General features: G+C 35.5%; 26 protein-coding genes. 15 read left to right on the forward strand and 11 right to left on the reverse strand.

What is annotated here, in order from left to right; genetic code table 11:
* Position 1 precedes the first annotated feature (1 nt).
* Complete coding sequence (locus tag DZ858_RS12780; protein WP_117160055.1) at positions 2 to 1,165, forward strand: flavohemoglobin expression-modulating QEGLA motif protein; 1,164 nt, start codon at positions 2 to 4, stop codon at positions 1,163 to 1,165.
* A gap of 61 nt (positions 1,166 to 1,226) precedes the next feature.
* Here the strand turns inward: DZ858_RS12780 and DZ858_RS12785 are convergent, their stop codons facing one another.
* From DZ858_RS12785 to DZ858_RS12805, 5 genes are all read right to left on the reverse strand, one after another.
* Entirely contained in the window at positions 1,227 to 4,106 is a 2,880-nt protein-coding gene (locus DZ858_RS12785) for a T9SS type A sorting domain-containing protein (RefSeq protein WP_117160056.1), read from the reverse strand.
* Between the two features lie 31 nt (positions 4,107 to 4,137).
* Positions 4,138 to 4,833, reverse strand: coding sequence for a response regulator transcription factor (locus DZ858_RS12790; protein WP_117160057.1), 696 nt, complete (start codon positions 4,831 to 4,833; stop codon positions 4,138 to 4,140).
* Positions 4,830 to 6,215, reverse strand: a complete 1,386-nt coding sequence (locus tag DZ858_RS12795) for a sensor histidine kinase (RefSeq protein ID WP_158548374.1) — start codon at positions 6,213 to 6,215, stop codon at positions 4,830 to 4,832. The genes DZ858_RS12790 and DZ858_RS12795 overlap by 4 nt, the downstream gene beginning before the upstream one ends.
* A 97-nt stretch (positions 6,216 to 6,312) precedes the next feature.
* Positions 6,313 to 6,720, reverse strand: a complete 408-nt coding sequence (locus tag DZ858_RS12800; protein ID WP_117160059.1) for a thiol-disulfide oxidoreductase DCC family protein — start codon at positions 6,718 to 6,720, stop codon at positions 6,313 to 6,315.
* Between the two features lie 18 nt (positions 6,721 to 6,738).
* Positions 6,739 to 8,928: an endonuclease MutS2 gene (locus DZ858_RS12805; RefSeq protein WP_117160060.1), complete on the reverse strand. Its 2,190-nt coding sequence runs from the start codon at positions 8,926 to 8,928 to the stop codon at positions 6,739 to 6,741.
* Between the two features lie 51 nt (positions 8,929 to 8,979).
* Here DZ858_RS12805 and ung point away from each other — a divergent pair, with 51 nt between their 5' ends.
* Positions 8,980 to 9,645 carry a uracil-DNA glycosylase gene (ung, locus tag DZ858_RS12810; RefSeq protein WP_117160061.1) on the forward strand — a complete coding sequence of 222 codons (666 nt, stop codon included), beginning with the start codon at positions 8,980 to 8,982 and terminating at the stop codon, positions 9,643 to 9,645.
* Between the two features lie 236 nt (positions 9,646 to 9,881).
* On the opposite strand, the gene DZ858_RS12815 is transcribed toward ung, so the two are convergent.
* The 4 genes from DZ858_RS12815 to DZ858_RS12830 are packed head-to-tail and all read right to left on the reverse strand — an operon-like array spanning position 9,882 to position 12,879.
* A complete protein-coding gene (locus tag DZ858_RS12815) occupies positions 9,882 to 10,739 on the reverse strand; it encodes a substrate-binding domain-containing protein (RefSeq protein WP_117160062.1) in 858 nt (285 codons plus the stop codon).
* Positions 10,736 to 11,605 (reverse strand): nucleoside phosphorylase, encoded by an 870-nt coding sequence (locus DZ858_RS12820; RefSeq protein WP_117160063.1) that lies wholly within the window; start codon positions 11,603 to 11,605, stop codon positions 10,736 to 10,738. Before DZ858_RS12820 ends, DZ858_RS12815 begins: the two co-directional genes overlap by 4 nt.
* Positions 11,602 to 11,925, reverse strand: coding sequence for a translation initiation factor (locus DZ858_RS12825; protein WP_117160064.1), 324 nt, complete (start codon positions 11,923 to 11,925; stop codon positions 11,602 to 11,604). The genes DZ858_RS12820 and DZ858_RS12825 overlap by 4 nt, the downstream gene beginning before the upstream one ends.
* Before the next feature lie 3 nt (positions 11,926 to 11,928).
* The gene (locus DZ858_RS12830) at positions 11,929 to 12,879 is read right to left on the reverse strand and encodes an isopenicillin N synthase family dioxygenase (RefSeq protein WP_117160065.1); all 951 of its coding nucleotides are present in this window, start codon (positions 12,877 to 12,879) and stop codon (positions 11,929 to 11,931) included.
* Between the two features lie 123 nt (positions 12,880 to 13,002).
* Between DZ858_RS12830 and DZ858_RS12835 the strand changes: the two genes are divergently transcribed.
* The 11 genes from DZ858_RS12835 to DZ858_RS12885 all read left to right on the forward strand — a co-directional run bounded on the left by DZ858_RS12835 (position 13,003) and on the right by DZ858_RS12885 (position 22,259).
* Positions 13,003 to 15,009, forward strand: coding sequence for an alpha-ketoacid dehydrogenase subunit alpha/beta (locus DZ858_RS12835; RefSeq protein ID WP_117160066.1), 2,007 nt, complete (start codon positions 13,003 to 13,005; stop codon positions 15,007 to 15,009).
* Positions 15,010 to 15,107: 98 nt separating this feature from the next.
* Positions 15,108 to 15,269, forward strand: coding sequence for a DUF1328 domain-containing protein (locus DZ858_RS12840; protein ID WP_117160067.1), 162 nt, complete (start codon positions 15,108 to 15,110; stop codon positions 15,267 to 15,269).
* 53 nt (positions 15,270 to 15,322) lie between these two features.
* The gene (locus DZ858_RS12845; protein WP_117160068.1) at positions 15,323 to 15,802 is read left to right on the forward strand and encodes a lipocalin family protein; all 480 of its coding nucleotides are present in this window, start codon (positions 15,323 to 15,325) and stop codon (positions 15,800 to 15,802) included.
* Positions 15,802 to 16,515, forward strand: coding sequence for an OmpA family protein (locus DZ858_RS12850; RefSeq protein WP_117160069.1), 714 nt, complete (start codon positions 15,802 to 15,804; stop codon positions 16,513 to 16,515). The genes DZ858_RS12845 and DZ858_RS12850 overlap by 1 nt, the downstream gene beginning before the upstream one ends.
* A 90-nt stretch (positions 16,516 to 16,605) precedes the next feature.
* A complete protein-coding gene (locus tag DZ858_RS12855) occupies positions 16,606 to 17,736 on the forward strand; it encodes an NAD(P)/FAD-dependent oxidoreductase (protein WP_117160070.1) in 1,131 nt (376 codons plus the stop codon).
* Positions 17,729 to 18,445: a methyltransferase domain-containing protein gene (locus DZ858_RS12860; protein WP_117160071.1), complete on the forward strand. Its 717-nt coding sequence runs from the start codon at positions 17,729 to 17,731 to the stop codon at positions 18,443 to 18,445. The genes DZ858_RS12855 and DZ858_RS12860 overlap by 8 nt, the downstream gene beginning before the upstream one ends.
* Positions 18,442 to 19,494 (forward strand): type III polyketide synthase, encoded by a 1,053-nt coding sequence (locus tag DZ858_RS12865; RefSeq protein ID WP_117160437.1) that lies wholly within the window; start codon positions 18,442 to 18,444, stop codon positions 19,492 to 19,494. The genes DZ858_RS12860 and DZ858_RS12865 overlap by 4 nt, the downstream gene beginning before the upstream one ends.
* Before the next feature lies 1 nt (position 19,495).
* Positions 19,496 to 20,272: an SDR family oxidoreductase gene (locus DZ858_RS12870; protein WP_117160072.1), complete on the forward strand. Its 777-nt coding sequence runs from the start codon at positions 19,496 to 19,498 to the stop codon at positions 20,270 to 20,272.
* A gap of 6 nt (positions 20,273 to 20,278) precedes the next feature.
* Complete coding sequence (locus DZ858_RS12875; protein WP_117160438.1) at positions 20,279 to 20,737, forward strand: 3-hydroxyacyl-ACP dehydratase FabZ family protein; 459 nt, start codon at positions 20,279 to 20,281, stop codon at positions 20,735 to 20,737.
* Positions 20,727 to 22,001: a beta-ketoacyl-[acyl-carrier-protein] synthase family protein gene (locus DZ858_RS12880; RefSeq protein ID WP_117160073.1), complete on the forward strand. Its 1,275-nt coding sequence runs from the start codon at positions 20,727 to 20,729 to the stop codon at positions 21,999 to 22,001. The genes DZ858_RS12875 and DZ858_RS12880 overlap by 11 nt, the downstream gene beginning before the upstream one ends.
* A 3-nt stretch (positions 22,002 to 22,004) precedes the next feature.
* The gene (locus tag DZ858_RS12885; RefSeq protein ID WP_117160074.1) at positions 22,005 to 22,259 is read left to right on the forward strand and encodes an acyl carrier protein; all 255 of its coding nucleotides are present in this window, start codon (positions 22,005 to 22,007) and stop codon (positions 22,257 to 22,259) included.
* Between the two features lie 67 nt (positions 22,260 to 22,326).
* On the opposite strand, the gene DZ858_RS15360 is transcribed toward DZ858_RS12885, so the two are convergent.
* Positions 22,327 to 22,461 carry a hypothetical protein gene (locus DZ858_RS15360; protein WP_255592594.1) on the reverse strand — a complete coding sequence of 45 codons (135 nt, stop codon included), beginning with the start codon at positions 22,459 to 22,461 and terminating at the stop codon, positions 22,327 to 22,329.
* A gap of 511 nt (positions 22,462 to 22,972) precedes the next feature.
* On the opposite strand from DZ858_RS15360, the gene DZ858_RS12890 reads away from it, so the two are divergent.
* Positions 22,973 to 24,526 carry a DEAD/DEAH box helicase gene (locus tag DZ858_RS12890; protein WP_117160075.1) on the forward strand — a complete coding sequence of 518 codons (1,554 nt, stop codon included), beginning with the start codon at positions 22,973 to 22,975 and terminating at the stop codon, positions 24,524 to 24,526.
* 7 nt (positions 24,527 to 24,533) lie between these two features.
* Here DZ858_RS12890 and rlmF read toward each other — a convergent pair whose 3' ends face one another.
* Positions 24,534 to 25,391, reverse strand: coding sequence for a 23S rRNA (adenine(1618)-N(6))-methyltransferase RlmF (gene rlmF / locus DZ858_RS12895; RefSeq protein ID WP_117160076.1), 858 nt, complete (start codon positions 25,389 to 25,391; stop codon positions 24,534 to 24,536).
* A 204-nt stretch (positions 25,392 to 25,595) separates the two neighbouring features.
* Here rlmF and DZ858_RS12900 point away from each other — a divergent pair, with 204 nt between their 5' ends.
* Positions 25,596 to 26,213, forward strand: a complete 618-nt coding sequence (locus tag DZ858_RS12900; RefSeq protein WP_117160077.1) for a YqaA family protein — start codon at positions 25,596 to 25,598, stop codon at positions 26,211 to 26,213.
* The last annotated feature ends 10 nt before the right edge of the window (positions 26,214 to 26,223 follow it).

The raw sequence follows: 26,223 nt of genomic DNA on the forward strand, positions 1-26,223 counted from the left end.
TATGACGCATACACAAGCTATTATCGATTCATATCCCAATCTTTTCAGGATTGATTATAATTTGAATAAACTGGTTCAAAAAATAGAGGTGTTGAACTTTGTTAACCCTATTAATATTGAACAAGAAAAGCGTAATTTCTTTTCTTCAAAATACAATGTAAACCCTAACTTTAAGTATCGAAAACTTGATTTTAATGCACACAAACTACAGCAAGAACTTTTTTCGCAAGATATTGATAGTATTAAAGATGAAGAGACCCGTGCTTTTTATAGAGAAGTAATTTATGATTATTCAGGGTTGGTTCAATGTGTGGAAACCGTAGGGCAAAAAGAGAAGTTTTATTTCAATTCGCTAAAATCATTTGGTACACCTACTGAAAAAGATGTTGATAATGCACGTTTTATTCTTCATTTTGAAGATGAAGCATATAATCAAGAAATGATTCCTGTGTTTAATGCTAACGAAGCAGCTGAATATTTTGAGGACTTTACCAAACAGTACGACTTTCAGTTCAACATTAAGCTTTCCAACAAGATTTCAGCTGCTGCTATGGTTTTAAATAACAAGCAAACCTTAGTACTTAAAAAAAATCATCGTTTTAGCGCAAACCAATTAAAAGTATTAGCCAATCACGAAATAGGTGTACATCTGGTCACTACTTTTAATAGTTTAAATCAGCCGCTTAAAATTTTCCACAATGGCTTTCCAAAAAACGTAGAAACACAAGAAGGATTAGCTGTTTTTAGCGAATACATGAGCGGATGTTTAACCCTATATCGTTTAAAAGAATTGAGCTACCGCGTGTTGGCGACCGATAGTTTACGAAAAGGTTTTAATTTTTGTGACACGTTCGATTTGTTACACAATCAATACAAGCTCAAGAGGGAAGAGGCCTACAATATAACCCTGCGTGCTCATCGAGGAGGAGGTTTTACAAAAGATCACTTATACCTTACTGGTTTAAAGAAAGTGTATAGTCTGTATCAAAAAGAAGCTTCATTAGACAACCTTTTAGCAGGAAAAGTCACTTTAGAGAATGAATCTATAATTCAAAACTGGAAACAGGAAGGGTTGGCATACGAAAACAGGTATAAGAACTTTGCTTTTGATAATAACGAGAACACGAATTCCAAACTCGATTTTATTCTTCAGAATTTAAAATAAAAAAAGCGGACAGTTTCCTGCCCGCTCACCTAATTACATAGTAGCTAAACTATGAGAAACATTACTGTTTAATAATTTTATAGGTTCCTGTTTCACCATTAACAACCACTTTTAAAATATAAGTACCGGCTGATAAGCTTGATATAGAAAGCTCAGATTTTGTATTTTCTATACTTTGATCAATCACTTTTTGCCCTAATAGGTTATAAACCGTTGCACGCTCAATGGTTTCCGTAGCGTTTAAGTTTACAACACCTGTGGTTGGGTTAGGGAAGTAGGTAAATCCTTCGATTGTATTTTCGCTTGTACTTAATAATGTGCCGTCTATCTCTATATCGGTTGTACCGCCAGTATTTACTACAAATATGTAGTATGCTTGTCCGGCAGTAGTTGTAATAGAAGAAGACGTTGCTGGTGAGCATTGGTTGGTTCCTTGGTTTACCAATGTAAGGTCTGTTTCAGAAGCATTCTCATTGGGTGCTTCAAAGAACGTTACCACACTTGTTCCTGCAGGATCTACAATGCTCGCTGTGGCTTCTCCATCTCCATTAGACACAAAGTTGTACCACACACCGTTGGCACCTTGAAGATTACACCCGGTTGGGTTACCCCCTTCAGTAGTTGCCGCTGGCATTGGCACTGCAGCATCACTGTAAGGAAAACCTATTTCGTCTACATCTATAGAGTTGGAAATCATATCATTTGCTGGAGGAACGGGAGTACAATCTACAGTTAATGTAAAGTTTCCAGTATTGGTTCCAAATCCGTGTACTAAAATATAATAGGTTGTGTTTCCATCTCCTTGGAAATTTGCTTCAGATTGTAGCCCACAGGAATCATCATTATCGGTTTCACAAATTAAATTACCACAATCACCTGTGTAAACGGTTACTTTGGTATCGTAATCTGAATCACAAAGCGAAACGGTATAATCTGTTACCAATCCACTATCGTCTGTAAAGGTATACCAAAGACCTGGTGCTGTAATATCTGTATTACAAACAGGAGCATCAACGTCTATTGTTGCGTCATCTGTTGATCCTGTAATGCTTTCGCCACAGCTAATTGGTAAAGCTCCACTACAAATATCGTTTTCGGGTAATTCTTCACAAGAAACCTCTAAGCTGAAATTTCCAGCTTCAGATTCAAATCCTTCAACCATAATATAGTAAGTTGAAATACCATCAGATACAAAAGAAACTTCAGATTGCTCGCCACAAGAATCATCATTCATAGCGATTTCGTTTGTTAAGGTACAGTCTTCATAAACACGAAGAACAGAGTTAAAGTCTGTATTGTTACATAGTGATATAGTTACCTCCTCTAAAGTACCATTACCTGTATAAGTGTAAAACTCATCAGGGGCAGCATTACCACCAGAGTCGGAATCAGAAACTGTTTCACCGTTTACCACATCGCCACAAGAAACCGCCACTGCATTTTCACAACTGTCGTTACCTGTGTTAATGGTAGAATAGCGAGAAACATAAATATCCCGGTTCCCGTTACTTGTTTGAACATCTTCTCCTGAAAAAGGATTTAAATCAACACTATCTTGAAACGCACCTATTGCTATTATTTGATCATTATCATTAAAAAGAACCTGTTGGTTACTTTCTGCACTTGAGCCACCAATGGTCCAGTGGTTTCTGTACACACCAGAAGTACTCAATTCTACCAAGAAGTTATCGCTATTTCCGTTTGAAGTAACAATAGCCTCTCCCGAACTACTATCAAAATCACTAGTTCCTATAAAATTTCCAGAAATGAATAAGCTTCCTGTTGGACCTTCAATAATATCAAATATATTCTCTAAGTTTTCATTTCCTTCACCACCCGTAACATAAGAATAGTCGTAATTTCCATCGGTATCGAATTTTGAAAAGAACGCATCAAAATCACCATTTGATGTTACGTTGTTTTCACCCGCAGTAGGATCGAGATCTACAGTGCCAGAAAACATTCCAGTAGCATAAATTCCAGATTGTAATACCTTAATGGTAGCTGGAATCTCTAATCCTGTACCACCAAAAGTTTGACCCCAAATATAATTTCCATCGATATCTACTTTTGTAATAAAAGCATCATCTGTTCCATTCGAAATATAATTGTCTACATCGGTACCAGTATCAAGGTCTACTTGATTTCTAAACCTACCTAAAACGAAAAGATCTTCATTGGCGTCGAATTCTATACTCTCTACTTCTACAATACCACCAGCCCCTTCATGCGTTTTTACCCACTGGTAATTACCGTCCGAATCAAGTTTTAGTAAAAATCCATCTGGTGTTTGTGAATCTGCAGAGAACAGGGTCACATCATTATTAGGGTCTGGGTCAAAATCAGCATATAAAAATGAACCGCCAATGTAAATATCCCCATTACTGTCTAAAGCTATGGTTTGTGCATCTTCGTTGATAGGTCCAAAGCCTGCTGGGTTGCTTATTTGTTTTGCCCATACAAACTCTTTATTGCTGTCTAATTTAATAACAAAAAGATCTCTACTTAGACCATTTGCTGGCTGTAATAAAGGAAATACATCTGGACCCGGATCAGCATCAAACGGATTGTTTGGGTTTGCTCCTTGAAAATACCCAGTAAGGTAGATGTTGTCGTCGGCATCGATTGCAACGTCAATAACGACATCGTCAAAACCACCGCCAAAGCCTAATACTCCGGTAGGGTTTCCGTCACTATCATGTATAGCTAAATACCCATCTGCGTTACCACCAGCCCAGTTTATAGTGTTGGGGCCTAACGTAATAGATCCAGAATATAACCCAGGTGTATAAATATTCCCATTGCTGTCAACAGCCGAATGGAACGAATTCTCGATACTCATATCCCCAAAAGTAGTGGTACCAAAATACTCTTGTGCTGATACCATACTGCTTACAAGCAATACTTGTAATAAAAGCACAGTTTTTGTAATTTTTTTCATAATTGTTTATTTGTAATTAATAATTGATTGTTTATTTAGTATTAAACTCCAGGCCTATTCCCCTTACACTTTCAATGGTAATGGAAGGATCGTCTTTTAAATATTTCCGTATCCGACTTATAAAAACATCCATGCTCCGACCCGAAAAGAAGTCTGTTTTATTCCAAACGTGCGATAAAATATCGTCACGGCGTATTAATTGATTACGATTGCTGTAGAGGTAATACAGCAATTTTGCTTCTTTGGCGGTAATTTTGTTGATGTTGCCATTTATTTTCAACTCTAAATTTTCAGTGTCAAAACTGTATTTGCCAATATATAGTTGTTTCTCTGCTGATTGGTTGGTTTGTAAAGTATTTTGTTGTTCGGTGCGTTTTATGATGTTTTTTATTCTGAATATTAACTCCTCGGCCTCAAAGGGTTTCACTATATAATCGTCAGCGCCTAACTTTAAGCCTTTCACTTTATCCTCTTTTGTTTTTCGTGCCGTCAAGAATAAAAACGGAACTTCAGGACTTATATCAATGATTTTTTTTGCGAGGGTAAATCCGTCCATAACCGGCATCATAACATCGAGTATACATATATCAAATGTTCCATTTTTGAAGGCTTCAAAAGCTTCTTCACCGTTCATAGCCCAAGTAACCTCGAACTTATTGAGGGTCAGGTATTGTTTTAACATGGTGCCAAAATCTTGATCATCTTCTGCTAATAGAATATGTTTCATGATACAATGGGTATTTTAATAATGAATGTAGCTCCTTTATCTGTTTCGCTTTTTACTGAAATAGTGCCCTCGTGCGCTTTTATTATCTGGCTGGTATAATACAAACCAAGACCTAAGCCTTTATAATTATGGGTGTTTTTTTCACTTATACGATAAAATTTATGGAAAATGTATTTTTGATATTTAGGGGAAATACCAATCCCGTTATCTTGGATGATAAACGTGTGTGTTGAATCTATTTTATCTATCGTATATGCTACTTTTAGCTTTGTACCACCATATTTAATGGCATTATTGAGCATATTAATAATAGCGGTGCTTAGATAAAATTTATCAGCTATTATAGGTATTCCAGTACTCTCGACGTTTCTGTCAATGGTTATAGAAGGGGAAATAGTTAAACAATAATCATCTAACAGTTCCTTTAAAAAGGTACAGCCATTAAAAGCCTCGGTTGAAAGTTGAATTTGTTGATAGCCCAAACTGCTTTTTAAAACTTGGTCTATCAAGTTTTGAAGGCGAGTATTTTGTCTATCAATTATTTGAATGGCCTCCGAAGTCATTTCCTCATTCCCTTTTGCGTGTTCGCTAGTAAGCGTTTTTGTAGCAAGCGATAGGGTAGAGAGTGGTGTTTTGAGCTCGTGGGTAATGTTATTAATAAAATCGGTTTTTATTTCAGCAACTCGTTTTTGTTTCAATAAGTTTTGAATGGAATAATATAAAAGGCCCACTACAAAAAGAAATAGCAAACTAGAAAGGATTAAAAGACCAGAAAGTTCTCTAATTATTAAACTGTTCCAGTTTGAAATATTCATGAAAATACTAGATTTGAAATCTAAATCAAAAACCTCAGAACTTTCATTATAAAAAACTTCATGGTCTTTTTGCCATGTGCTATTATTGATTAGCATGCCTTTTTGTTGTTGAAAATTTTCACCAAGGAGAATAATGGTATCGGTGCTTTTTTCAGGATATAGGGTTTCTACATTTCCGAGGCTGTCGGTGAGAGTGATAGAGGTTACAATTTTTTTGAACTGAATTTTATAATCATCATCAAATTGATTTAATCCTTTATTGAAGACGTCAAGAAAACCTGGGTTAATTTCTGTAGATTTTTTATCTAATAACTGAAGTATTTCCTGTTTTGAAATTTTCTGGTTTTTATATGCCTCAAGATGGTTTAAAAAATCGGTTCTGTACATCCAAGCAATTGAATCTACTGCCGGGGCAGTATAAATCTTAGCAATAGCGTTACGAGCATCGATAGTAATTGTTTTTTGCTTTAACTCGTAGCTATTATAAATAAGGTAGCCTTGAATACCTATTAGGGCAATCAAAGTAGATACTGAAAATAAAATTAATACCTTGGATTTTAGTTGCATATCGTAAATATAGAAGGTTAGGCTACTAAATATATGCATAAAAACCTCCGTTAACTTATCGTTAACCTAAGATATTATTTCTAAAATGAACTGATTATTACAAAAATTTAGCTTGCAATTCAGGGGTAGGAATCATACAACTTTCTCTTTTACCATACCATTTGTAACGGTTTTTGGCAATAAAGCTATAAACTGAATCTCTTATAAATTCTGGTAAGATGATAAAGACGTAGAGTAGTGGCCAGCCACCAGAAAGTTGTTTTGCAATACGAAGTGCTGCCGAAGATTTTTCATGATATTTTTCACCATCAATTAAAATAATGGAATCGGTTTTTGAAGTATCTATATTTAATTTAGAAATAAGTTGCTCTCCAACCTTACTTTGCAAAGCTGCAAACCGAAACACGTCGTTCTTGTCTCTTTTTATAGCAAATACAACCGAGCTATTGCAAAGATTGCAAACCCCGTCAAAGAGAATTATTTTATGTGTTTTATCTGAATTCAATTAAAACCTTATTTATTATCAAACTTTTTCCAACTCATCCAAACTTACATCTGCAGTGAACATACCGTAATTAACGATTGCTTTTTTCTTTTCAATCTTATCGATGGTTCCAATGGCTCGGCCGTCAATCATCCGCACACGATCACCAAGCTTTAAGGTCACTTTCGGTTTTGGAGGTGGCGCTTTTTTGGCCTCTTCCTTTTCTTTCTTTTTACGTTTTCTAATTACAGCTACTTTTTGCTCTAACTCTTGTTTTACTTCGTGCTTTTTAGCTTTTTCTTCTTTTTTAGCTTGTTTTTGTGCTTTACTGACTTTTTGTTTTTTAGGTTTTGGTTTTTTGCGTTTGCTATTTTCTTTTAAAACCATTTTAAAAAGCTCATCGAGTAATGGTTTTTTCTTTTTGTTGTTGAAGAATTTTTCAGCTAACGAATCTACCTTTTTACCTATAGAAATCATTTTCTGGTTGCTATCATACAATTCTTGATAGCTTTCCAGTTTTTCTTGCACTTTGCTATTTATTTCTTCTAACTGTTTACTTTCTTCTCGTGCTTTCTGTTCTTCAGTCTTTAAGTTAGCCGAAGTTTCTCGAAGTTTCGAGCGCTCTTGTTGTAATTTGGCAATGGTTTTATCAAACCGAACTTTTCCGCGTTCAATTTTCTTTTTCGATTTATTAATCAAGCTATATGGAATGCCATTTTTCTGTGCTACTTCAAATGTAAAGGAGCTTCCAGCTTCCCCTAAATGCAATTGGTACAACGGCTCTAAGCTTCGGTTGTCAAACTGCATATTGGCATTGATGGCATGCGGTAGCTCACTCGCTAATACTTTTAAATTGGCATAATGTGTTGTAATAATCCCGAAGGCTTCTCGTTCGTAAAATACTTCTAAAAATGTTTCAGCTAAGGCTCCGCCTAATTCTGGATCACTTCCGGTACCAAATTCATCTATTAAAAAGAGGGTATTGTTGTTGCATTTTCGAAGGAATTGATTCATTTTTTTTAATCGGTAGCTATACGTGCTCAAATGGTTTTCGATAGATTGATTGTCGCCAATATCGGTTAAAATCCGATTAAAAAAACTAAACTCACTTAATGGATCTACTGGGACCAACAATCCACTTTGCAGCATAACCTGTAATAAGCCAACAGTTTTAAGAGTGATGCTCTTTCCTCCGGCATTGGGGCCGCTGATTACGATAATACGCTTTTCAGGTTCCAAAGAAATAGTCTGTGGGAAGGTTTTCTCGTTCCGCTTTTTGTTAGCAACCCATAACAACGGGTGATAAGCGTTCTTTAAAAGTAAAAATTTATTTTCGGTCAAAACCGGTAAAACACCATTGATAGTGCGAGCATATTTTGCTTTTGCATACAAAACGTCAATCTTGGAGAGGTAGTTTTGGTATTGCTTTAGCAACTTTTTATATGGACGTACAAACTCAGTAAGCTGTTTTAAGATCCGTTTTATTTCTTCCTGCTCCTCGTAAATTAAATTGCTTAACTCATTAGCATACTCAAGGGTTTCTTGAGGTTCTATGTAAACAATACTTCCGGTTTTCGAATTTCCTAAAACGGCTCCTCGTATTTTCCGCCGGTACATGGCTTTTACCGCCAGCACTCTTCGGTTGTCCACAACTGTTTCTTTAATATCGTCTAGATAGTCTGCTTGGGAGTATTGGCTCAGCGCTTTTGTAAAAGACGAGTTAATACGTCCTTTCATTTGATTTAACTGCCTGCGAATAGCTGCTAACTCTTCAGAAGCTTCATTTTTAACATCGCCAAATCGGTCTATTTTTTTTTGAATTTCTTCAGAAATGCTCGAAGTGTAATCTACTTTTGAAGAAAAACGGTTTAGATAAACATAAAACTCTTCAAATTTCCTGAAGAATTTTAATAAATCAATTGTAGTATCGGTGACCGAACGAATTCTTCTAAAACTTGAAATTTCCAACACACTGTTCTCGATGCCTAAAAGTTGAAGAGCTTTGTCAATAGGTTCAAAATCGTGATTGGGAATGGGGCTGTCACTCTCAAATGAAGCGGTAAATTCTTTTACCCGATGCAGTTCCGGTGTGATTTTATCGGTGCTTTTAAACGGTTTAATCTTTAAAACCCGCTCGGTACCAGGTTCGGTAATGCAATTATTGGCTATTTGTTGCAAAACGGAAGGAAACTCTAAATCTTGCAATGTTTTTAAATCGATACGGACCATTCGCCTTTTATACTGTAATTTTACGTTTTATGGATTACAAAAATACATATAATGAAGGTAACAATTGAAGAAAGTTGGAAGCAGCAATTAGCCGATGAATTTGAGAAACCGTACTTCAAACAATTAAAAGATTTTGTAAAAAATGAATATGATAAAAACACCTGTTTTCCTCCCGGACAACAAATATTTTCTGCTTTTGACCACACACCTTTTAATGAAGTTAAAGTAGTAATATTAGGGCAAGATCCTTATCACGGAGTTGGACAAGCAAATGGTTTGTGTTTTTCAGTTGCGGATGGTATTGCAAAACCTCCCTCATTGGTTAATATTTTTAAAGAAATTGAAACTGATGTAAATATTTCGGTACCACCAAACGGGAATTTGGAACGGTGGGCAAATCAAGGGGTGTTATTATTAAATGCAACGTTGACAGTTAGAGCACATAAAGCTGGGAGTCATCAAAAAAAGGGATGGGAACAATTTACCAATGCCGTTATTTCAAAACTCTCTGAAAATAGGGAAGGACTCGTTTTTTTATTATGGGGTGGTTATGCTAAGAAGAAAGGAGCAAAAATCGATACGGAGAAACATTTGGTGCTAACTAGTGGCCATCCGTCACCATTGAGTGCTAATAGAGGCTATTGGTTTGGGAATAAACATTTCAGTAAAACAAATTTGTATTTAGAAAAAGCTGGAAAAGAAAAAATTGAGTGGTAACCTAATATTGAATAGGCTATCCTCAATTTGAAATAAATTTAAATTTTAGATCGAGTTATTTTACTCGTCTTTCGGTGTTTCGGGCTCAGCAACATCATTGCAGCTAAATTGCAGTAACAAGAAATTTGTTACTAATAGAGCCCCTAAAATGATTAGAAATGTGGTCATAGTGTTCTTACTTTACAATAGTAAGATGGACTACATTTAAAAAGGTTGCGTAAAAATATACTATTTTTTTAAGAAGATTTCCAAAGGATCTCTTCTGAAGGGATTTTTTTATCAATTAAATTTAATTCAATCAATTTTTCTTGAACACTTTTAAGCTCTTCTTCCGTGAGGTTTTCTTGGCTCCATTCGGTTAATGATAACCATTGCTGCACATCTTCTAATTTTTGATCATACCTATTAGATATCATAGTATCTATAGACGGTATGTCTTTAAACTCTTTTGTAGTTTGGTTTATGGTTTCCAATATAGATGTAATAAGTTCACTATCTTTCTCTAAAATTTCATTTCTAACAGCAATTACAAAGCATGGCCAGGGAGTAGGGCACTCGCCAACCAATCTAAACGGGCCATTATCTACGTAGGGTTTTGTGGTAAATTTTTCCCACATAAAATAGTCGCCATTTCCCTCGGGAAGATTTTTTAAGGCACCATCTAAGTCTTGAATTACTTTAAATTCTAAGTCATCTTCGTAATCCCAACCTTGATTTTCAGCGTTTACATACGACATTAAGTGAGAACCCGATCCATAACGGCTTATAGCGGCTTCTGTTCCTTTTAAATCGGAAACCTTTTTATAATCTGAGTTTTCAGCAACATGAATTCCCCATAACAAAGGAGATTTTACAAACACTTGAACAATTTTTGAATCGTTTCCGTTTATAATATCACGAACAATACCTTCAGTTAAAATTACAGCCATATCAATGCTGCCATCACGAAGGGCTTTACACATTTCACCGGTTCCGCCATAATAATCTTTCCAGCGAAGATTAATATTTTCGTCGTGATACTTTTTGTCGCGAAGTGTTAAGTACCAAGGTAAATTAAAGTGTTCAGGTACACCACCTATGAGCAATTTTTTCATCCCGTAATTGTTTCTAATGTCTTTAAAATAAGGTTTTCCACAGTCTGCTGTGGTGTTTGGCTAAATTCACCATTAGCTCTATTTGCCAAAATTGCGTTTAATGATATGGCTTTATGATTCAATAAATGTGCCATCCCATAGATTCCAGAAGTTTCCATCTCAAGATTGGTAACTTTTTTATTATTAAATGAAAATGAAGCAATTTTGTCGTTTAGACCAGCGTCTTGTAATGAAAGGCGTAAGACTCTTCCTTGTGGGCCGTAGAAACCTACGTTGGTTGCTGTTACTCCTTTTATAAATTTTTCTTCGGAAAAAAATTTCAAAAGTGACGCATCTGCATTTACTACATACGGAGCTGATTTTTTAGCAGACCAATTAGTGTGTTGCATAAATGCTTCGGAAAAAGATTCATTTAAAAACGAAGTATTTCCATAAAAATGAAGCAAATTGTCAAGACCTACAGCTGTTTCAGAAACTAAAAAACTATCCATAGGAATATCTGTTTGAATAGCTCCAGATGTACCCACCCGAATTATAGTGAGTTGTGTATGGTTTTCTTTTATTGTTCGTGTTTCAAAATCAATATTGACCAAGGCGTCTAATTCATTGAAAACAATGTCAATATTATCGGTACCAATCCCGGTTGAAATGACCGAAATTCGTTTGCCTTTATACGTACCCGTATGGGTTTTAAATTCTCTTTTATGAACATCGACCTCTAAGGCGTCAAAGTGCTTAGAAATGCTCTCCACCCGCTCGGGGTCGCCTACGGTTATGACGGTTTGGGCGAGGTCTTCAGGTCGTAGGTTAAGGTGATAAATACTACCATCGGGGTTTAAGATTAATTCAGATTCTGCTATTCTCATCCACCTACACGTTTCACATTAAAGCCTTTATCTTGCAAATGCTCCATAATTTCTTTTCGGTAATCTCCTTGAATGATAATTTGTTCGTTTTTAAAACTACCGCCAACACCGAGCATTTTTTTTAATTCTTTAGCCAATTGTTTAAAATCACTTTGAGCACCGGTATAATTATCAATAATGGTTATCGGTTTTCCGCGACGTTTCTCATATTTACAATGCAACGGATCATCTTGAAGCCAAACGTTTGATTTTTCTTCTTTGGGCTCTTCAGAAGGTTCGTGATCGGGAAATAAATCTTTTAATTGGTCTTGTAAATCCATAAATTATTCTTTAATCAACCCAATTTCTACTAACCGCTGGTGTAAAAATTCGCCTGCTGTAATATCTGGAAAAGCTTTTGGGTGTTCCTCATCTACACACGCATCTAAGCAATTTAATTTCATATCGCTGCGAGGGTGCATAAAAAATGGAATACTGTATCGTGGGTTGTCCCAATCTTCTTTAGGAGGGTTTACAACTCTATGAATAGTAGAGCGTAATTTATTATTGGTGTGACGTTCTAACATATCGCCAACATTAATTACCAACTCGTCTTCTTGTGGAATAGCATCAATCCATTCACCGTCTTTTCTTAATACTTGCAGTCCTCCGGCCGAAGCTCCCATTAATAAGGTTATTAGGTTAATATCTCCGTGAGCTCCAGCTCGAACAGCACCTTTAGGTTCTTCGGTTATGGGTGGATAGTGGATAGGGCGTAAAATACTATTTCCGTTAGTAGCCCATTTATCAAAATAAGTTTCTTCAATGCCTATATACAGTGCTAAAGCGCGAAGTACATAAATCCCTGTTTTTTCAAGCATTCTGTAGGCTTCCATTCCGGTAGGGTTAAAATCAGGAAGTTCTTTTACTTCTACATTATCTGGATATTCTTCAGGCAAATCAGCTTCTGCATCAGGCTCCTGACCAAAATGCCAAAACTCTTTTAAATCACCTTCTTTTTTACCTTTTGCGTGTTCTTTTCCGAAGGAAACGTAACCACGTTGACCGCCTAGGCCTTCAATTTCATATTTTTCTTTGTCTTCAACTGGTAAAGCGAAGAAAGCCTTAATTTCTTTGTAAAGATTTTCAACTAAATCATCACTTAAAAAATGATTTTTCAAAGACACAAAGCCTATTTCTTCATAAGCAGCACCAATTTCATCTACAAATTTTTGTTTTCTTTTTGGGTCATCAGACAAGAAGTCTGAAAGATCCACGCTAGGTATGTTATTCATAAGATTTTATTTTCAAAATACAAATATACCAAATATAGAGGTCATTTCCGAAGTTAAAAAAGTGAATTAAACGCTTTACTGAACAGCAATTTTTTCTACATTTGAAAGTACTAAAAACAAACTATGAGTTCCGAAACTGCATCTACCGTTCAATTTAATTACGACCGTAGCACTATTGATGACAATACGTTAATTTCCTTATATAAAAGAATGCTGAAACCTCGATTAATAGAGGAAAAGATGCTCATTTTATTACGACAAGGTAAAATATCTAAATGGTTTAGCGGTATTGGGCAGGAAGCCATATCGGTAGGGATTACGGCGGTATTAGATAAGGAAGAATATATATTGCCGATGCACCGAAACTTAGGGGTGTTTACTACACGGGATATTCCTTTAAACCGTTTGTTTTCGCAATGGCAAGGAAAGGCCAATGGTTTTACAAAAGGACGCGATCGCAGCTTTCATTTTGGTACGCAAGAGTTTAAAATTGTGGGGATGATATCGCATTTAGGGCCCCAATTTGGCGTTGCCGACGGGATTGCTTTAGCGAACAAATTAAAAAACAACAAGCAAGTCTGCGCTGTATTTACAGGAGAGGGAGGAACGAGCGAAGGTGATATTCACGAATCGTTGAATGTCGCTTCTGTTTGGCAGTTACCTGTTTTATTCTGTATTGAAAACAACGGTTATGGATTGTCCACGCCAACAAACGAACAATATAATTGTGAAAATTTGGCCGACCGTGGTAAAGGCTATGGGATGGAAGCCCATATTATCGAAGGGAATAACATCCTGGAAGTATATTCTAAAGTAAAAAACCTTGTTGAAGATATGCGGGAAAATCCGCGACCAATATTGCTAGAGTTTAAAACCTTTAGAATGCGCGGTCACGAAGAAGCAAGTGGTACTAAATACGTGCCTCAAGAATTGATGGATGAATGGGCAGCTAAAGATCCCTTGGAAAATTTTGCAGAATTTCTTCGGAATGAAAACATACTTACTGAAGACGAAAATATTCAGTTTAAACAAGAAATAATCTCCGAAATAAATGAGAATCTTGATTTGGCTTTTTCTGAAGAAGTAATAACTTCAACTAAAAGTAATGAGTTAAATGATTTATATGAAAGCATTGAATATGAAGAAGTTAAAGAAAATTTAAATAAAGAAGAAATTCGATTGATTGATGCCATTTCTCAAGGACTAAGACAATCTATGCAGCGGCATGATAATCTAGTAATAATGGGGCAAGACATTGCTGAATATGGTGGTGTTTTTAAAATAACTGATGGTTTTGTAGATAAATTTGGTAAAGATCGTGTGCGTAATACTCCTATATGTGAGTCGGCGATAATTTCTGCAAGCATGGGACTTTCTATTAATGGGTATAAATCGGTTATGGAAATGCAGTTTGGTGATTTTGCTACTTCCGGGTTTAATCCTATCGTTAATTACTTGGCAAAAAGTCATTATCGTTGGAATCAAAAAGCGGATGTTGTGATTCGCATGCCTTGCGGAGCAGGAGTAGGAGCAGGACCTTTTCATAGCCAGACGAATGAAGCGTGGTTTACCCATACCCCTGGATTAAAAGTAGTGTATCCAGCTTTTCCATATGATGCCAAAGGATTATTAGCAACTGCCATTGAAGATCCAAATCCGGTGCTTTTCTTTGAACACAAAGCATTATATAGAAGTATTCGCCAAGAAGTACCAACAGATTACTACACGTTACCCCTAGGTAAAGCTTCCTTACTAAGAGAAGGGAAGGATATTACCATCGTTACATACGGTGCGGGCGTGCATTGGACTTTGGAAACTTTAGATGAGATGCCAGCTATTTCAGCAGATTTAATTGATTTGCGTACGCTTTCCCCTTTAGATACTGAAGCTATTTTTGCTTCTGTAAAGAAAACAAATAAGGTTATTATTCTTCAAGAAGATTCTATGTTTGGTGGGTTGGCGTCAGATATTTCAGCGTTAATTTCTGAAAACTGTTTTGAGTATTTAGATGCTCCAATTAGGCGAGTAGCAAGTATGGAAACACCGGTGCCATTCGCTGCCAATCTTGAAAAACAGTACCTTCCAAAAGAACGCTTTAAAGAAGAATTGGCTTCTTTAGTAGCTTATTAAAATGTTAACATTTGCTGTTAAACTTATTGTAAACATTCCATTTCAAGAATGATTGTTATGTACCTTAGTGATATACTAATCATTAAAACTTAAAAATTATGGTACGTTGGATTGTTATTTTTCTAGTAATCGCATTAATTGCGGCAGTATTTGGATTTGGTGGCATCGCAGAAGGTGCAACTGATATCGCAATGATTATTTTTTGGATATTTTTAGTACTACTTGTATTATCCTTATTATCTAGATTATTTAGAAGATAGATTTTTTTTGACCTTATAATATTACTAACCTTTAAATTTAAAAATTACCAAGTATGAAAAAACTTATTGTATTAGCTGTAGTGGCTATGACCGTATTATCGTGCGGTACCCCCAAGACAGTTACAGAGTCACGTAAAATAATCAAAGGATATTGGGCCTTAGATAACATTTCTTATAGTGAATCCGGAGAATTTAATGTTTCTTTATTAGGAGACACTTCAAAAGAATGTTTTGAAGGTAGTACATGGAGATTTATTCCTAACAATAATACAGGAGTTTACACTATAAATAACCCAGATTGCCCTACAGGAGATCGAAACTTTATTTTTACAATTCAGGAAATAGATCCTGCAACTGGATTATATGATTTCCTATTAAAACCAACCAATGCTAAGGGTAAATCTGCAGATGATGCAGGTTTCCGTTTACAATTGGCACAGTTAAATGAGTCATCTATGCGTTGGGAACAAACAGTTAACTTAGAAGGATCTCCTTTTACAATCAATATGAACTTTACTAAAATTAATGAATAATGAGACAAACACTTAAACAAATATCAATAATTGGCTTAACCGCTCTTTTTTTAACTGCATTCACAAATTGTGAAGCTGTTAAAAATGCAAATAACAAACAGAAAGGTGCTGTAATTGGTGCTACTGGAGGAGCTGTTTTAGGAGCCATTTTAGGTAATAATATTGGTAAAGGTGGTAATGGAGAATTAGGAGCCGTAATTGGTGGTGTTGCAGGAGGAGCTGCTGGAGTTATTATTGGTAATAAAATGGACAAACAAGCCCAGAAAATTGAAACTGAAATACCAGGAGCACAAGTAGAACGTGTGGACGATGGTATTGTAGTGACTTTTGATGAAAATAGTGGTGTATATTTTGATACTGAAAAGTATAACATTAATGCTGCATCACAAGCAACATTAGATAAATTGGCGAATGTATTACGTGAATACCCAGATACTGATGTATTAGTTGTTGGACATACTGACAGCACAGGAGCTGAAGCGTATAACATGACATTATCAAAACAACGTGCACAATCTGTAACCAATTACTTTACGCAAACTAAAGGATTGGGTAACGGTAGGTTTACTACTAATTGGTTTGGAGAACAAACTCCAGTTGCCGATAACAGTACAGAAGCTGGTCGTGCTCAAAACCGTCGTGTAAATGTAGCGATTGTCCCTAATGAAAAAATGGTGGACGATGCCGAACAGGAAGCACAAGGAGGAAATTAATAGTCCCAAACACTAATACACAATTAATCCTGCTTTTATATAAAAGCAGGATTTTTTTATGTGAAAAATTCACGGTTTCTTTACGTAGTTATGAAAAATAGAATTTATGATGTTATAATAATAGGAGGTGGTTTGGCTGGGCTAACTTGCGCTTTGCATCTTTCAAAACAAGGTATTGATGTTCTTTTAATAGAGAAGGATACTTTTCCAGATCATAAAGTTTGTGGCGAATATATTTCAAATGAAGTGTTGCCGTATTTAAACTCACTCGCTATTGATCCTTTAGCTGAAGGAGCTATATCTATTTCAAAACTTAAAATTTCAAATTATAACAATAAAGAAATAGAGACTACATTGCCGTTGGGAGGCTTCGGAATGAGCCGTTATTATTTCGACAACTTGTTATTTAAAAAAGTAAAAGAAAAGTGTAAAGTCGTTTTTAAAACAGTCGAAAGTATTTCGTTTCAATCAGAAATATTCACAGTTACCACCCAAGATACCACCGAATATAAAGCAAAATATGTGGTAGGCGCTCACGGAAAACGATCGAATATTGATAAAAAATTGAATCGAAAATTCAGTAAACAACAATCTCCTTGGTTGGCTGTGAAAGCTCACTACGACTACGAATTCCCATTAGATACTGTTGCCCTCCACACGTTTAAAGGTGGCTATTGTGGACTGTCAAAAACCGAAACGGGAGCTGTTAATGCATGTTATTTAACAACCTATACTTCTTTTAAAAAATATAAAGGAATAGAAGATTTTCAGAAAAATAACTTGAGTAAAAATCCTAATTTAAAACAATTTTTTTCTGAAGCCACTCCGCTTTTCGATTCGCCATTAACAATTGGTCAAATTTCTTTTCAACCCAAAAACCCGGTAGAAAATCATATTTTTATGATTGGTGATAGTGCTGGGTTAATCCATCCATTATGCGGAAACGGAATGGCGATGGCCATTCACAGCGCAAAATTGTTTTCTGAATTATTTCTGAAACAACACACAACTAAAAAAATGAATAGAAGTAGTTTGGAGAAAGAATATGAAAAACACTGGAACAACACATTTTCAAACCGCTTAAAAACTGGACGATATATTCAAAAACTGCTTATGAATGAAACAACTGCCGGCATAGGGTTTTCTTTATTAAATACATTTCCAAATATGCTGAATATGATCATAAGAAAAACTCACGGAAACCCGATACAGCATGCCTAAATACGCCTCAAAACATCGCTCAACCGAAGTTGAAATTATGGATGATTTCAATTTGCAAGGCAAAGAAATGCAAGCCGTGTTGACCGATTTAAAAACTGTTAGTAACTTATTGGGTGGCGCAAACATAACATTAAAAGGAATTAAAAAGTTGTTGTCCAAAAGACTTAAAAACGAGGAAGTCACTATCATTGATGTAGGATGTGGAGACGGCGAAATGCTTCGGAAATGTGCTCACTTCGGAAAAAGAAATCAATATAATTTTAATCTAATTGGTCTTGATGCCAATCCTAATATAATTTCAGAAGCAAAGGAGCGGTCAAAGAGTTTTGAAAACCTTACTTTTAAAACACTTGATATTTTTTCAGCTGAACCTTTTCCAAAGGCAGATATAATACTGTGTAATTTGTTTTTGCATCATTTTAAAAATGCTGACATTGTAAGTATCCTAAAAAAATTAATAGAAGCTTCAAATATGGGAGTAGTGGTAAACGATCTTCATCGAAGCAAGTTGGCTTTTACGCTGTTTAAAGGATTTAGCAGTGTATTTTTAAAAACCAAAATTGCTCGCCACGATGGCTTGGTGTCGGTAGCAAGAGGATTTAAAAGAGAAGAACTGGATACTTTTTCAGAAGAAATAAACAATCAACAATCTCTAATTCGTTGGAAATGGGCTTTCCGCTATCAATGGATTTTAAAAAACAACCTATGAGCGTAAAAATTAAATCGGTAGCTACGCAACTTCCCCCTTTTTCACAAACAACACAAGAAACATTGCCCCTTGTTAAGTTATGGTTAGAAGGCCAAGAATCACGTTTTCAGCGGAAAGTGATTAAAATATTTGAAGGGGCGGGTGTAGATCGGCGATACTCAATTATGGATCCTGAACAGGTTTTTACGCATACCGATTTTGAGTCCAGAAACGAAATATATGTACGTGAAGTAAAAAAACTAGGGAAACAATCCTTAGAGAAAGCCTTAAAAAAAGCTGACTGGAAACCAACGGACATCGATTATATTATCACTGTAAGTTGTACCGGTTTTATGATTCCTTCAGTCGATGCATATTTAATTAACGAATTGCAACTTCGGCAAGATGTGGTTCGGCTTCCCGTTACCGAAATGGGTTGTGCAGCAGGCGTATCAGGAATGATTTATGCTAAAAACTTTCTAAAAGCGAACCCCGGGAAACGAGCGGCTGTTATTGCGTTAGAAGCTCCTACGGCAACTTTTCAGTTAGATGATTATTCTATGGCGAATATTGTGAGTGCAGCCATTTTTGGGGATGGTGCGGCTTGTGTGTTGCTTTCTTCTAACCATGAAGATATGGGGCCTACGTTGTTAGATGAAGCCATGTATCATTTTTACGATGCCACAACATTAATGGGGTTTAAGCTGGTAAATACCGGGTTACAAATGATTTTAGATAAGCAAGTACCACAGACTATATCCGATCATTTTCCGAATATAGTACATCCATTTCTTGAAAAAAATAACAAAACCATTGAAGATGTAGACTATTTAATTTTCCATCCTGGCGGAAAAAAAATTGTGCAAACAGTGGAAGAACTCTTCGGAAGTTTGGGAAAAAACATAGATGATACCAAAGAAGTCCTTAAATTGTATGGGAATATGAGTAGTGTTACCGTGCTTTTTGTATTGGAGCGGTTTTTAAATAAAAAGACAAATCCAGGTGATTTAGGCCTCATGTTAAGTTTCGGACCTGGTTTTTCAGCACAACGAATCCTCTTAGAATTTTAATATGAAAAAAGAATTTACCAATCAATGGGCTTTAATTTTAGGTGGCAGTAGTGGCTTAGGTCTTGCAACCGCACATAAGCTAGCAGCACACGGAATGAATATTTGCATTGTACACCGTACCCGAAAAAGCAATATGGCAGCATTAAATCGGGAGCTGAAAAAAATGAAGGATACCGGTGTTGAAGTGATAGATTTTAATAAAGATGCCTTAAAAGAGGCAACTATTAAAATTGTACTTGGTTCCATACCTAAAAATAACTGTAAATTATTGTTGCATAGCATTGCCAAAGGAAGTTTAAAAACCATGCAAGCCGCACAGTTGAATATGCTTTCTATTACAGACCTTGATATAACGCTACACGGAATGGCCACGAGTTGGTACGAGTGGACACAAGCATTGATTGCTAAAGAAATTTTTACTGAGAATGCTAGAAACATAGCTTTTACAAGTGAAGGGAATACAAGGGTTTGGCCGGGTTATGGTGCGGTTTCAGCTGCAAAAGCTACATTGGAAGCTTTAATGCGACAAATGGCAGTAGAATTGGCTCCACTAAACATTACTACCAATTGTATTCAAGCTGGCACCACATTAACCCCTTCGTTTAAATTGATTCCCGGCAGTGAAACCCTTACTGAACAAGCTAAGAAACGAAGTCCATTTAATCGGTTAACAGCTCCCGAAGATGTAGCAAATTCTGTTTATTTACTTTGTAAAAATGAGGCAAACTGGATCAACGGAACTGTACTTACAGTAGATGGAGGAGAAAGTCTACAATAAATGAATATGAAATTTGAAACCATATTAGAAGCCCTACCGTATCAAGAGCCTTTTTTATTTGTAGATGAGTTGACTTTCATTTCTGAAGAAAAAGCAGAGGGAAGTTATACATTTAGTCCAAACGAATACTTTTATGAAGGACATTTTAAAGAAATGGCCGTAACACCGGGTGTAATCTTAACTGAATGTATGGCACAAATTGGTGTGGTATGCCTTGGTATTTATTTACTTTCTAAAATAACTTCTGAAAATTCTTTTAAAAACTTACAAGTTGCATTAAGCAGTACAAATATCGATTTTTTAAACCCAGTTTATCCTGGTGAAACAGTTACGGTAGTTTCTGAAAAAGAATATTTCCGATTTAATAAACTGAAATGTACCGTAAAAATGCTGAATAGTAAAGATGAAGTTGTTTGCAAAGGAACCATTAGTGGAATGATTAAAGTTTCAGAACATGAAGAATAGGGTAGTGGTTACAGGCCTTGGCGTGGTAGCTCCCAATGGAGTGAGAGTTTCAGAATTTACCAAATCAATTCAAAAAGGAGTTTCTGGGATTACATCTCATCCAAAATTAAAGGAATTGGGTTTTTCTTGCCAGATTGGAGGTGTTCCGACTATTTCAGAAGAAAAAATAAAAGAATATTTTACCGATCTTCAACTTAAGAACTTTAATAGTGACAACATTTTATATGGCGTCATTGCCGGAATGGATGCGCTAAAAGATGCTGGAATACGATCGGCAGCTAAAGAAGAGGAACCTTTGTGGGACTTGGGAATTATTTTTGGTTCAGGGAACAGTTCCGTAGAAAAATTTAGGGAATCGTTTTATAAAATTGACGATGGTAACGTTCGCCGATTGGGAAGCACTAGCGTTGCCCAGACTATGGCAAGTAGTGTGAGTGCGCATTTAGGAGGAATGATTGGTGCTGGAAACCGCGTTACGGGTAATGCTTCAGCTTGTGCCACCGGAACCGAAGCAATTGTAATGGGGTATGAGCATATTTCTTCAGGAAAGGCAACTCAAATGCTTTGCGGAAGTAGCAACGATGGCGGCCCCTATGTTTGGGGTGGTTTTGATGCGATGCGAATATTACCACATCGATACAATGAAAACCCTGCTGTTGCTTCTAGACCTATGAGTGATGATGCCAGCGGATTTGTCCCAGGCTGTGGAGCCGGGGCTTTGGTTTTAGAATCTTTAGAAAGCGCTAAAAAAAGAGAAGCAACCATCTATGCAGAAGTTTTAGGTGGTTCTGTAAATAGTGGCGGACAACGCGGAGCAGGCAGTATGACAGCACCAAATAGTGTCGCTGTGCAACGATGCATTACTGAAAGCTTAAAACAGGCTGAAATTGACGCTTCGGAAATCGACTATATAAACGGACACTTAACAGCAACCGCAAAAGATTCGCTAGAAATACAAAATTGGAGCGAAGCGTTGGGAAGGAAAGGAGCAGACTTTCCATATATAAATTCTCTTAAAGGAATGACAGGGCATTGTTTAGCCGCAAGTGGTAGCATTGAAGCGGTTTCAACCATATTGCAACTACAGAAAGGTTTTGTGTTTCCGAATATAAATTGTGAAACCATACATCCGGAAATTGAAAAAATGATTGCCTTAGAAAGAATTCCGAAAAAAGTAGTTAAAACGAATCTTCAAACTGCGATAAAAGCCAGTTTTGGGTTTGGTGATGTAAATGCGTGTGTTATCTTTAGAAGAAAAAATTGACCTATGACCACTGATCAAATTTATGGAAAATTGCTCCCTATTGTAAAAACCTATTTACCAGAAGATGTTTCAGAAGAAGAAATATCGCCCGATAAAGATCTTACAGGCGAATTGAATATTAATTCTGCCCATTTGGTAGATGTAGTTTTGGATGTAGAAGATGAATTTGATGTAGAATTTGTTAATGCCGATATGGAAAACCTACGTACTATTAATGATGCGATTACTATTGTTAAGCAGAAATTGAATGCAAAGTAAGTGGAAAAGAAAAAGCTGAAATTTTTTAAAAATTTCAGCTTTTTACATTTCTTTCAACCTGATGGCTTTAGTAAGCGTAGCGGTTGGTTTCTTCAAAATAAGGATCTTCATAAGTATGGGTGTTTTCTCTAAAAGGGAAGAAGGAATGCTGTTTTCTAGCAGCACTTATCAGCCTTTTTCTAACGTTTCTCTGGATTTTCATAGTAGTTGATTTTAATAGATTGATGATGACCTCAGCTTATCGGTACCTTCTTTTTTGGTTCCAAGCATAACTGTTTGAGTTCTGTAATCGTTCTGTAATTTGATTGCTGTCTAATGTTCTCATGATAATTGGGTTTTATTTTATTGATAATGACTTCTGCTTATCGGTATCTTCTTTTCTGATTCCAAGCATAACTGTTTGAGTTGTGTAATCTCTCTGAAATTTGATTGCTGTCTAACGTTCTCATAATAAATAGTTTTTATCGGGTTATATAAAATAGACGATATACTATTCGTTTTGTTACAGTACTATGTATTACAAAGTAGTAATTTAACACTTTTTTAACATGTAAAGATGAAAATACTATAAGCATGAATAAGTTTAGGAGTGTGAGTATTAACTTTTCAGAATTATAAGAAAGACTTTAAAATTATTCTCAAAAAATTCTTTTAAAACCCTTAAAAGGCCTTATTTTTGCAACCTCATTTTTCAGAAAGGAATATAAATTACCATGGCGAGCAACAATACTGTTTTAAAAGAAAAGAAGACTGATAAAGACCTGTATAACTACCAAAAGGGAGCTATAAGCAAGATTTTTAAGAGTTTTGAGGAAGCTCCAGAAGACTACCATCTTTTATATCAATTACCTACTGGTGGTGGTAAAACGGTTATTTTTTCTGAAATAGTTAGGGAGTACCTTCGTACCCGAAACAAAAAAGTATTGGTATTAACACACCGGATTGAGCTTTGCAAGCAAACATCAAAAATGTTAACCGAATTTGGTGTGGTTAACAAAGTAATTAACAGCACTGCCAATCTTGAGGACCAAGATCAATACAGCTGCTTTGTCGCAATGGTGGAAACCCTCAACAACCGCTTGCGAGATAATATGCTAGATATTTCGGATATTGGGTTGGTTATTATTGATGAAGCACACTACAACTCCTTTACCAAACTCTTTAAGTATTTTGACAAATCATTCTTATTAGGAGTTACAGCAACCCCATTAAGCTCTAATATTGAGCTTCCTATGAAAGATAATTATGATGAGCTTATTGTAGGGGAAAGTATCCCAGCCTTGATTGAAAATGAATTTTTGGCTCAAGCTCTTAATTACTCCTATAATGTAGGGCTTACTTCGCTCGTAGTAGGATCTAATGGAGATTATACTGTTCAATCTTCTGACGATTTATACACAGGAACCGACATGTTAAGTCGTTTGTTACAATCGTATGAAGAGCGTAGTAAAGGCAAAAAAACATTGATTTTCAACAATGGTATCAATACCTCACTGTATGTGTATGATACCTTTAAGCGAGCCGGATATCCTGTTATGCATTTGGACAATACAGCTTCAAAAAAAGAACGTAAAATGATATTGAAATGGTTTAGGGAAACACCTGATGCCATATTAACTTCTGTAAGTATTTTAACAACAGGGTTTGATGAACCTACAGTGGATACTATTATTTTAAATCGTGCTACACGTTCTTTGACCTTGTATTACCAAATGATAGGTCGTGGATCCAGAATCACCAACAATAAATCTACCTTTAATGTAATCGATTTAGGGAACAATTTTCACCGTTTCGGTGCTTGGGGAGAAGATTTGGACTGGCAACGAATTTTTAAATCACCAAAATATTTTTTAGACAACTTAATAGATGATGAGGAACTAGAGAGTAGTTTTAAATATGAAATGCCCGATGAATTACGAGAACAATTCTCTAATTCTGAAGATGTATATTTTAATGTTAAAAGGGCTTATATAGAGTCGGTAAAAAATGGTGAATCAACTAAAGTTATTTTAGAGCGTTCTATTGAGCATCACGCTAAAATATGTATTGAAAATAGTGAGGATGTGTTTGATGCACTAATTCTTGCTAAGGAATTAGGAGACGATATAGACTATCGTATTGAACGATATACTAAATGTATTAGCAAGAGTACGCATAACTTTGTAAGCTGGTTAAAAAACGATTACAGGTTAAAGTTGCGTTCGTATTTACGAGAAAATTTTGATCAAGTTTTTGAAGAAATTCACGGGTATCCACCTGAAGAATAAATTAGTTTTACTGAAATGTCCAAGCAACAATTCTACTTTTTTTATTTCCTTGCGACATATCAATTATTTTATAAGTCGCATTTGCTTTCTTTAAGGACTTTTGTATCTTAGGTAGATTTTCACTTTTTGAAACCAAAGACGTAAACCAACCAACCTGATTTTTAAAGTCTACACTTTGTTTAATCATTCTTTTTATAAAAAGTTTTTCTCCACCATTGCACCATAACTCATTTGCTTGTCCGCCAAAGTTTGAAGTTTTTGTTGCAGAATATCCTAAATTTTCCATTTTCTGCTTCGCTTTTTTAACCGCTTTTTCTTCTGAACTGTAAAAAGGAGGGTTGCACATAGAAAAATGATAATACTCATCTTTTTTTACAATGCCCTTAAAAATATTAGCATTATTTTTTTGGTGAAGTATTTCAATTTTGTTTTTTAAATCAGGAGTAGCTTCAATATTTTGTAAAGCAACTTTTACTGAATTTTCGTGTATATCGGAGCCTACCATATTCCAATTATAAAGGCGTGATCCTAAAATAGGGTAAATACAACTAGAACCTACTCCAATATCCAATCCAGTTATAGAACTTTCAGTACTATTTTCTGAGATCAAATCATGTAAATGGTGTATGTAATCTGCTCTACCCGGAATAGGTGGACAAAGGTAATCTTTCGGGATATGCCAATCTTGGATATTATAATCTCGTTTTAGTATCGCTTTGTTTAAATGAAAGACAGCTTCTCTATCGGAAAAATCTATTGTTTTAATACCATATCCATTAATAAAAATATGAGGAAATAATTCAGGATGAGATTCGCTTAAATCTGGAAAGTTATAGGAACTGTTATGTTTGTTTTTTTGATGCATTTTTTGGTTAGTTAGATTCTTTAAAATTAATATATGTTATAAAACTATGTAATACGTACAAACACTTACATATTTAGACAGCTATTTATTAACAAATTTTAACCAATCTAGAAGAGATTTATAATTTCAAATAGCTTTTTTAGCATTATATTTGCAGCGTTTAATAATAAAAGTGGCTATCTTATAAGACAAGGAAGACGATGTATGGAAAAGACAGAGCAAAAAAAAGAAAGCGGTTTAAAGCGAATGCATAAATATTACAGTCTCACTGGGTTTTACTCTTTTGTAGGTAAAAGCTTAAAGAAAAGTATTATTCCTATACTTTTATTTGTAGGAGTATTATTTTTAGTGGATTGGCTATTAATTGACTTTAGTGCATTCTTTACTCACGTCACTGAAACGTATCCACCTATTAGTGTTTTATTGGTCTTTTTTGCCAGTGAAACCTTATTGGGATTAATTCCACCTGAAATTTTCATTGCTTGGTCAAGCAAAATGTCAGATCCTGTTATCTACTTATCTTTTCTAGCAGGTTTATCATACCTTGGCGGAATCTGTAGCTATTTTATTGGAAAGTGGATTTTACAAATTCCATCCGTATACCATTATGTTGAAGTTCGTATGAAAAAACATCTCAAAAATGTTCGTAAATGGGGAGGTTTTTTAATAGTAGTAGGTGCTTTATTACCCATTCCTTTTTCAATTACTAGTATGGCAGCTGGGACTATAAACTATAAGTTTACAAACTACTTATTGTTTGGATTATTACGCTTTGCTCGTTTTGCTATCTACGGAATTGCTATTTTCAGTCTTATGAAGTGATAGGCTTCTA

The organism is Marixanthomonas ophiurae (genome assembly GCF_003413745.1).
GTDB classification, from domain to species: domain Bacteria; phylum Bacteroidota; class Bacteroidia; order Flavobacteriales; family Flavobacteriaceae; genus Marixanthomonas; species Marixanthomonas ophiurae.

Coding starts and splice junctions, on each gene's coding strand:
- DZ858_RS12855 (WP_117160070.1), top strand. CDS start 16,606: ATGAAAAATAGAATTTATGATGTTATAATAATAGGAGGTGGTTTGGCT.
- DZ858_RS12790 (WP_117160057.1), bottom strand. CDS start 4,833: ATGAAACATATTCTATTAGCAGAAGATGATCAAGATTTTGGCACCATG.
- DZ858_RS12835 (WP_117160066.1), top strand. CDS start 13,003: ATGAGTTCCGAAACTGCATCTACCGTTCAATTTAATTACGACCGTAGC.
- DZ858_RS12880 (WP_117160073.1), top strand. CDS start 20,727: ATGAAGAATAGGGTAGTGGTTACAGGCCTTGGCGTGGTAGCTCCCAAT.
- DZ858_RS12815 (WP_117160062.1), bottom strand. CDS start 10,739: ATGAAAAAATTGCTCATAGGTGGTGTACCTGAACACTTTAATTTACCT.
- DZ858_RS12870 (WP_117160072.1), top strand. CDS start 19,496: ATGAAAAAAGAATTTACCAATCAATGGGCTTTAATTTTAGGTGGCAGT.
- ung (WP_117160061.1), top strand. CDS start 8,980: ATGAAGGTAACAATTGAAGAAAGTTGGAAGCAGCAATTAGCCGATGAA.
- DZ858_RS12860 (WP_117160071.1), top strand. CDS start 17,729: ATGCCTAAATACGCCTCAAAACATCGCTCAACCGAAGTTGAAATTATG.
- DZ858_RS12900 (WP_117160077.1), top strand. CDS start 25,596: ATGGAAAAGACAGAGCAAAAAAAAGAAAGCGGTTTAAAGCGAATGCAT.
- rlmF (WP_117160076.1), bottom strand. CDS start 25,391: ATGCATCAAAAAAACAAACATAACAGTTCCTATAACTTTCCAGATTTA.
- DZ858_RS12875 (WP_117160438.1), top strand. CDS start 20,279: ATGAAATTTGAAACCATATTAGAAGCCCTACCGTATCAAGAGCCTTTT.
- DZ858_RS15360 (WP_255592594.1), bottom strand. CDS start 22,461: ATGAAAATCCAGAGAAACGTTAGAAAAAGGCTGATAAGTGCTGCTAGA.
- DZ858_RS12780 (WP_117160055.1), top strand. CDS start 2: ATGACGCATACACAAGCTATTATCGATTCATATCCCAATCTTTTCAGG.
- DZ858_RS12890 (WP_117160075.1), top strand. CDS start 22,973: ATGGCGAGCAACAATACTGTTTTAAAAGAAAAGAAGACTGATAAAGAC.
- DZ858_RS12805 (WP_117160060.1), bottom strand. CDS start 8,928: ATGGTCCGTATCGATTTAAAAACATTGCAAGATTTAGAGTTTCCTTCC.
- DZ858_RS12795 (WP_158548374.1), bottom strand. CDS start 6,215: ATGCAACTAAAATCCAAGGTATTAATTTTATTTTCAGTATCTACTTTG.
- DZ858_RS12840 (WP_117160067.1), top strand. CDS start 15,108: ATGGTACGTTGGATTGTTATTTTTCTAGTAATCGCATTAATTGCGGCA.
- DZ858_RS12825 (WP_117160064.1), bottom strand. CDS start 11,925: ATGGATTTACAAGACCAATTAAAAGATTTATTTCCCGATCACGAACCT.
- DZ858_RS12885 (WP_117160074.1), top strand. CDS start 22,005: ATGACCACTGATCAAATTTATGGAAAATTGCTCCCTATTGTAAAAACC.
- DZ858_RS12785 (WP_117160056.1), bottom strand. CDS start 4,106: ATGAAAAAAATTACAAAAACTGTGCTTTTATTACAAGTATTGCTTGTA.
- DZ858_RS12850 (WP_117160069.1), top strand. CDS start 15,802: ATGAGACAAACACTTAAACAAATATCAATAATTGGCTTAACCGCTCTT.
- DZ858_RS12865 (WP_117160437.1), top strand. CDS start 18,442: ATGAGCGTAAAAATTAAATCGGTAGCTACGCAACTTCCCCCTTTTTCA.
- DZ858_RS12830 (WP_117160065.1), bottom strand. CDS start 12,879: ATGAATAACATACCTAGCGTGGATCTTTCAGACTTCTTGTCTGATGAC.
- DZ858_RS12845 (WP_117160068.1), top strand. CDS start 15,323: ATGAAAAAACTTATTGTATTAGCTGTAGTGGCTATGACCGTATTATCG.
- DZ858_RS12820 (WP_117160063.1), bottom strand. CDS start 11,605: ATGAGAATAGCAGAATCTGAATTAATCTTAAACCCCGATGGTAGTATT.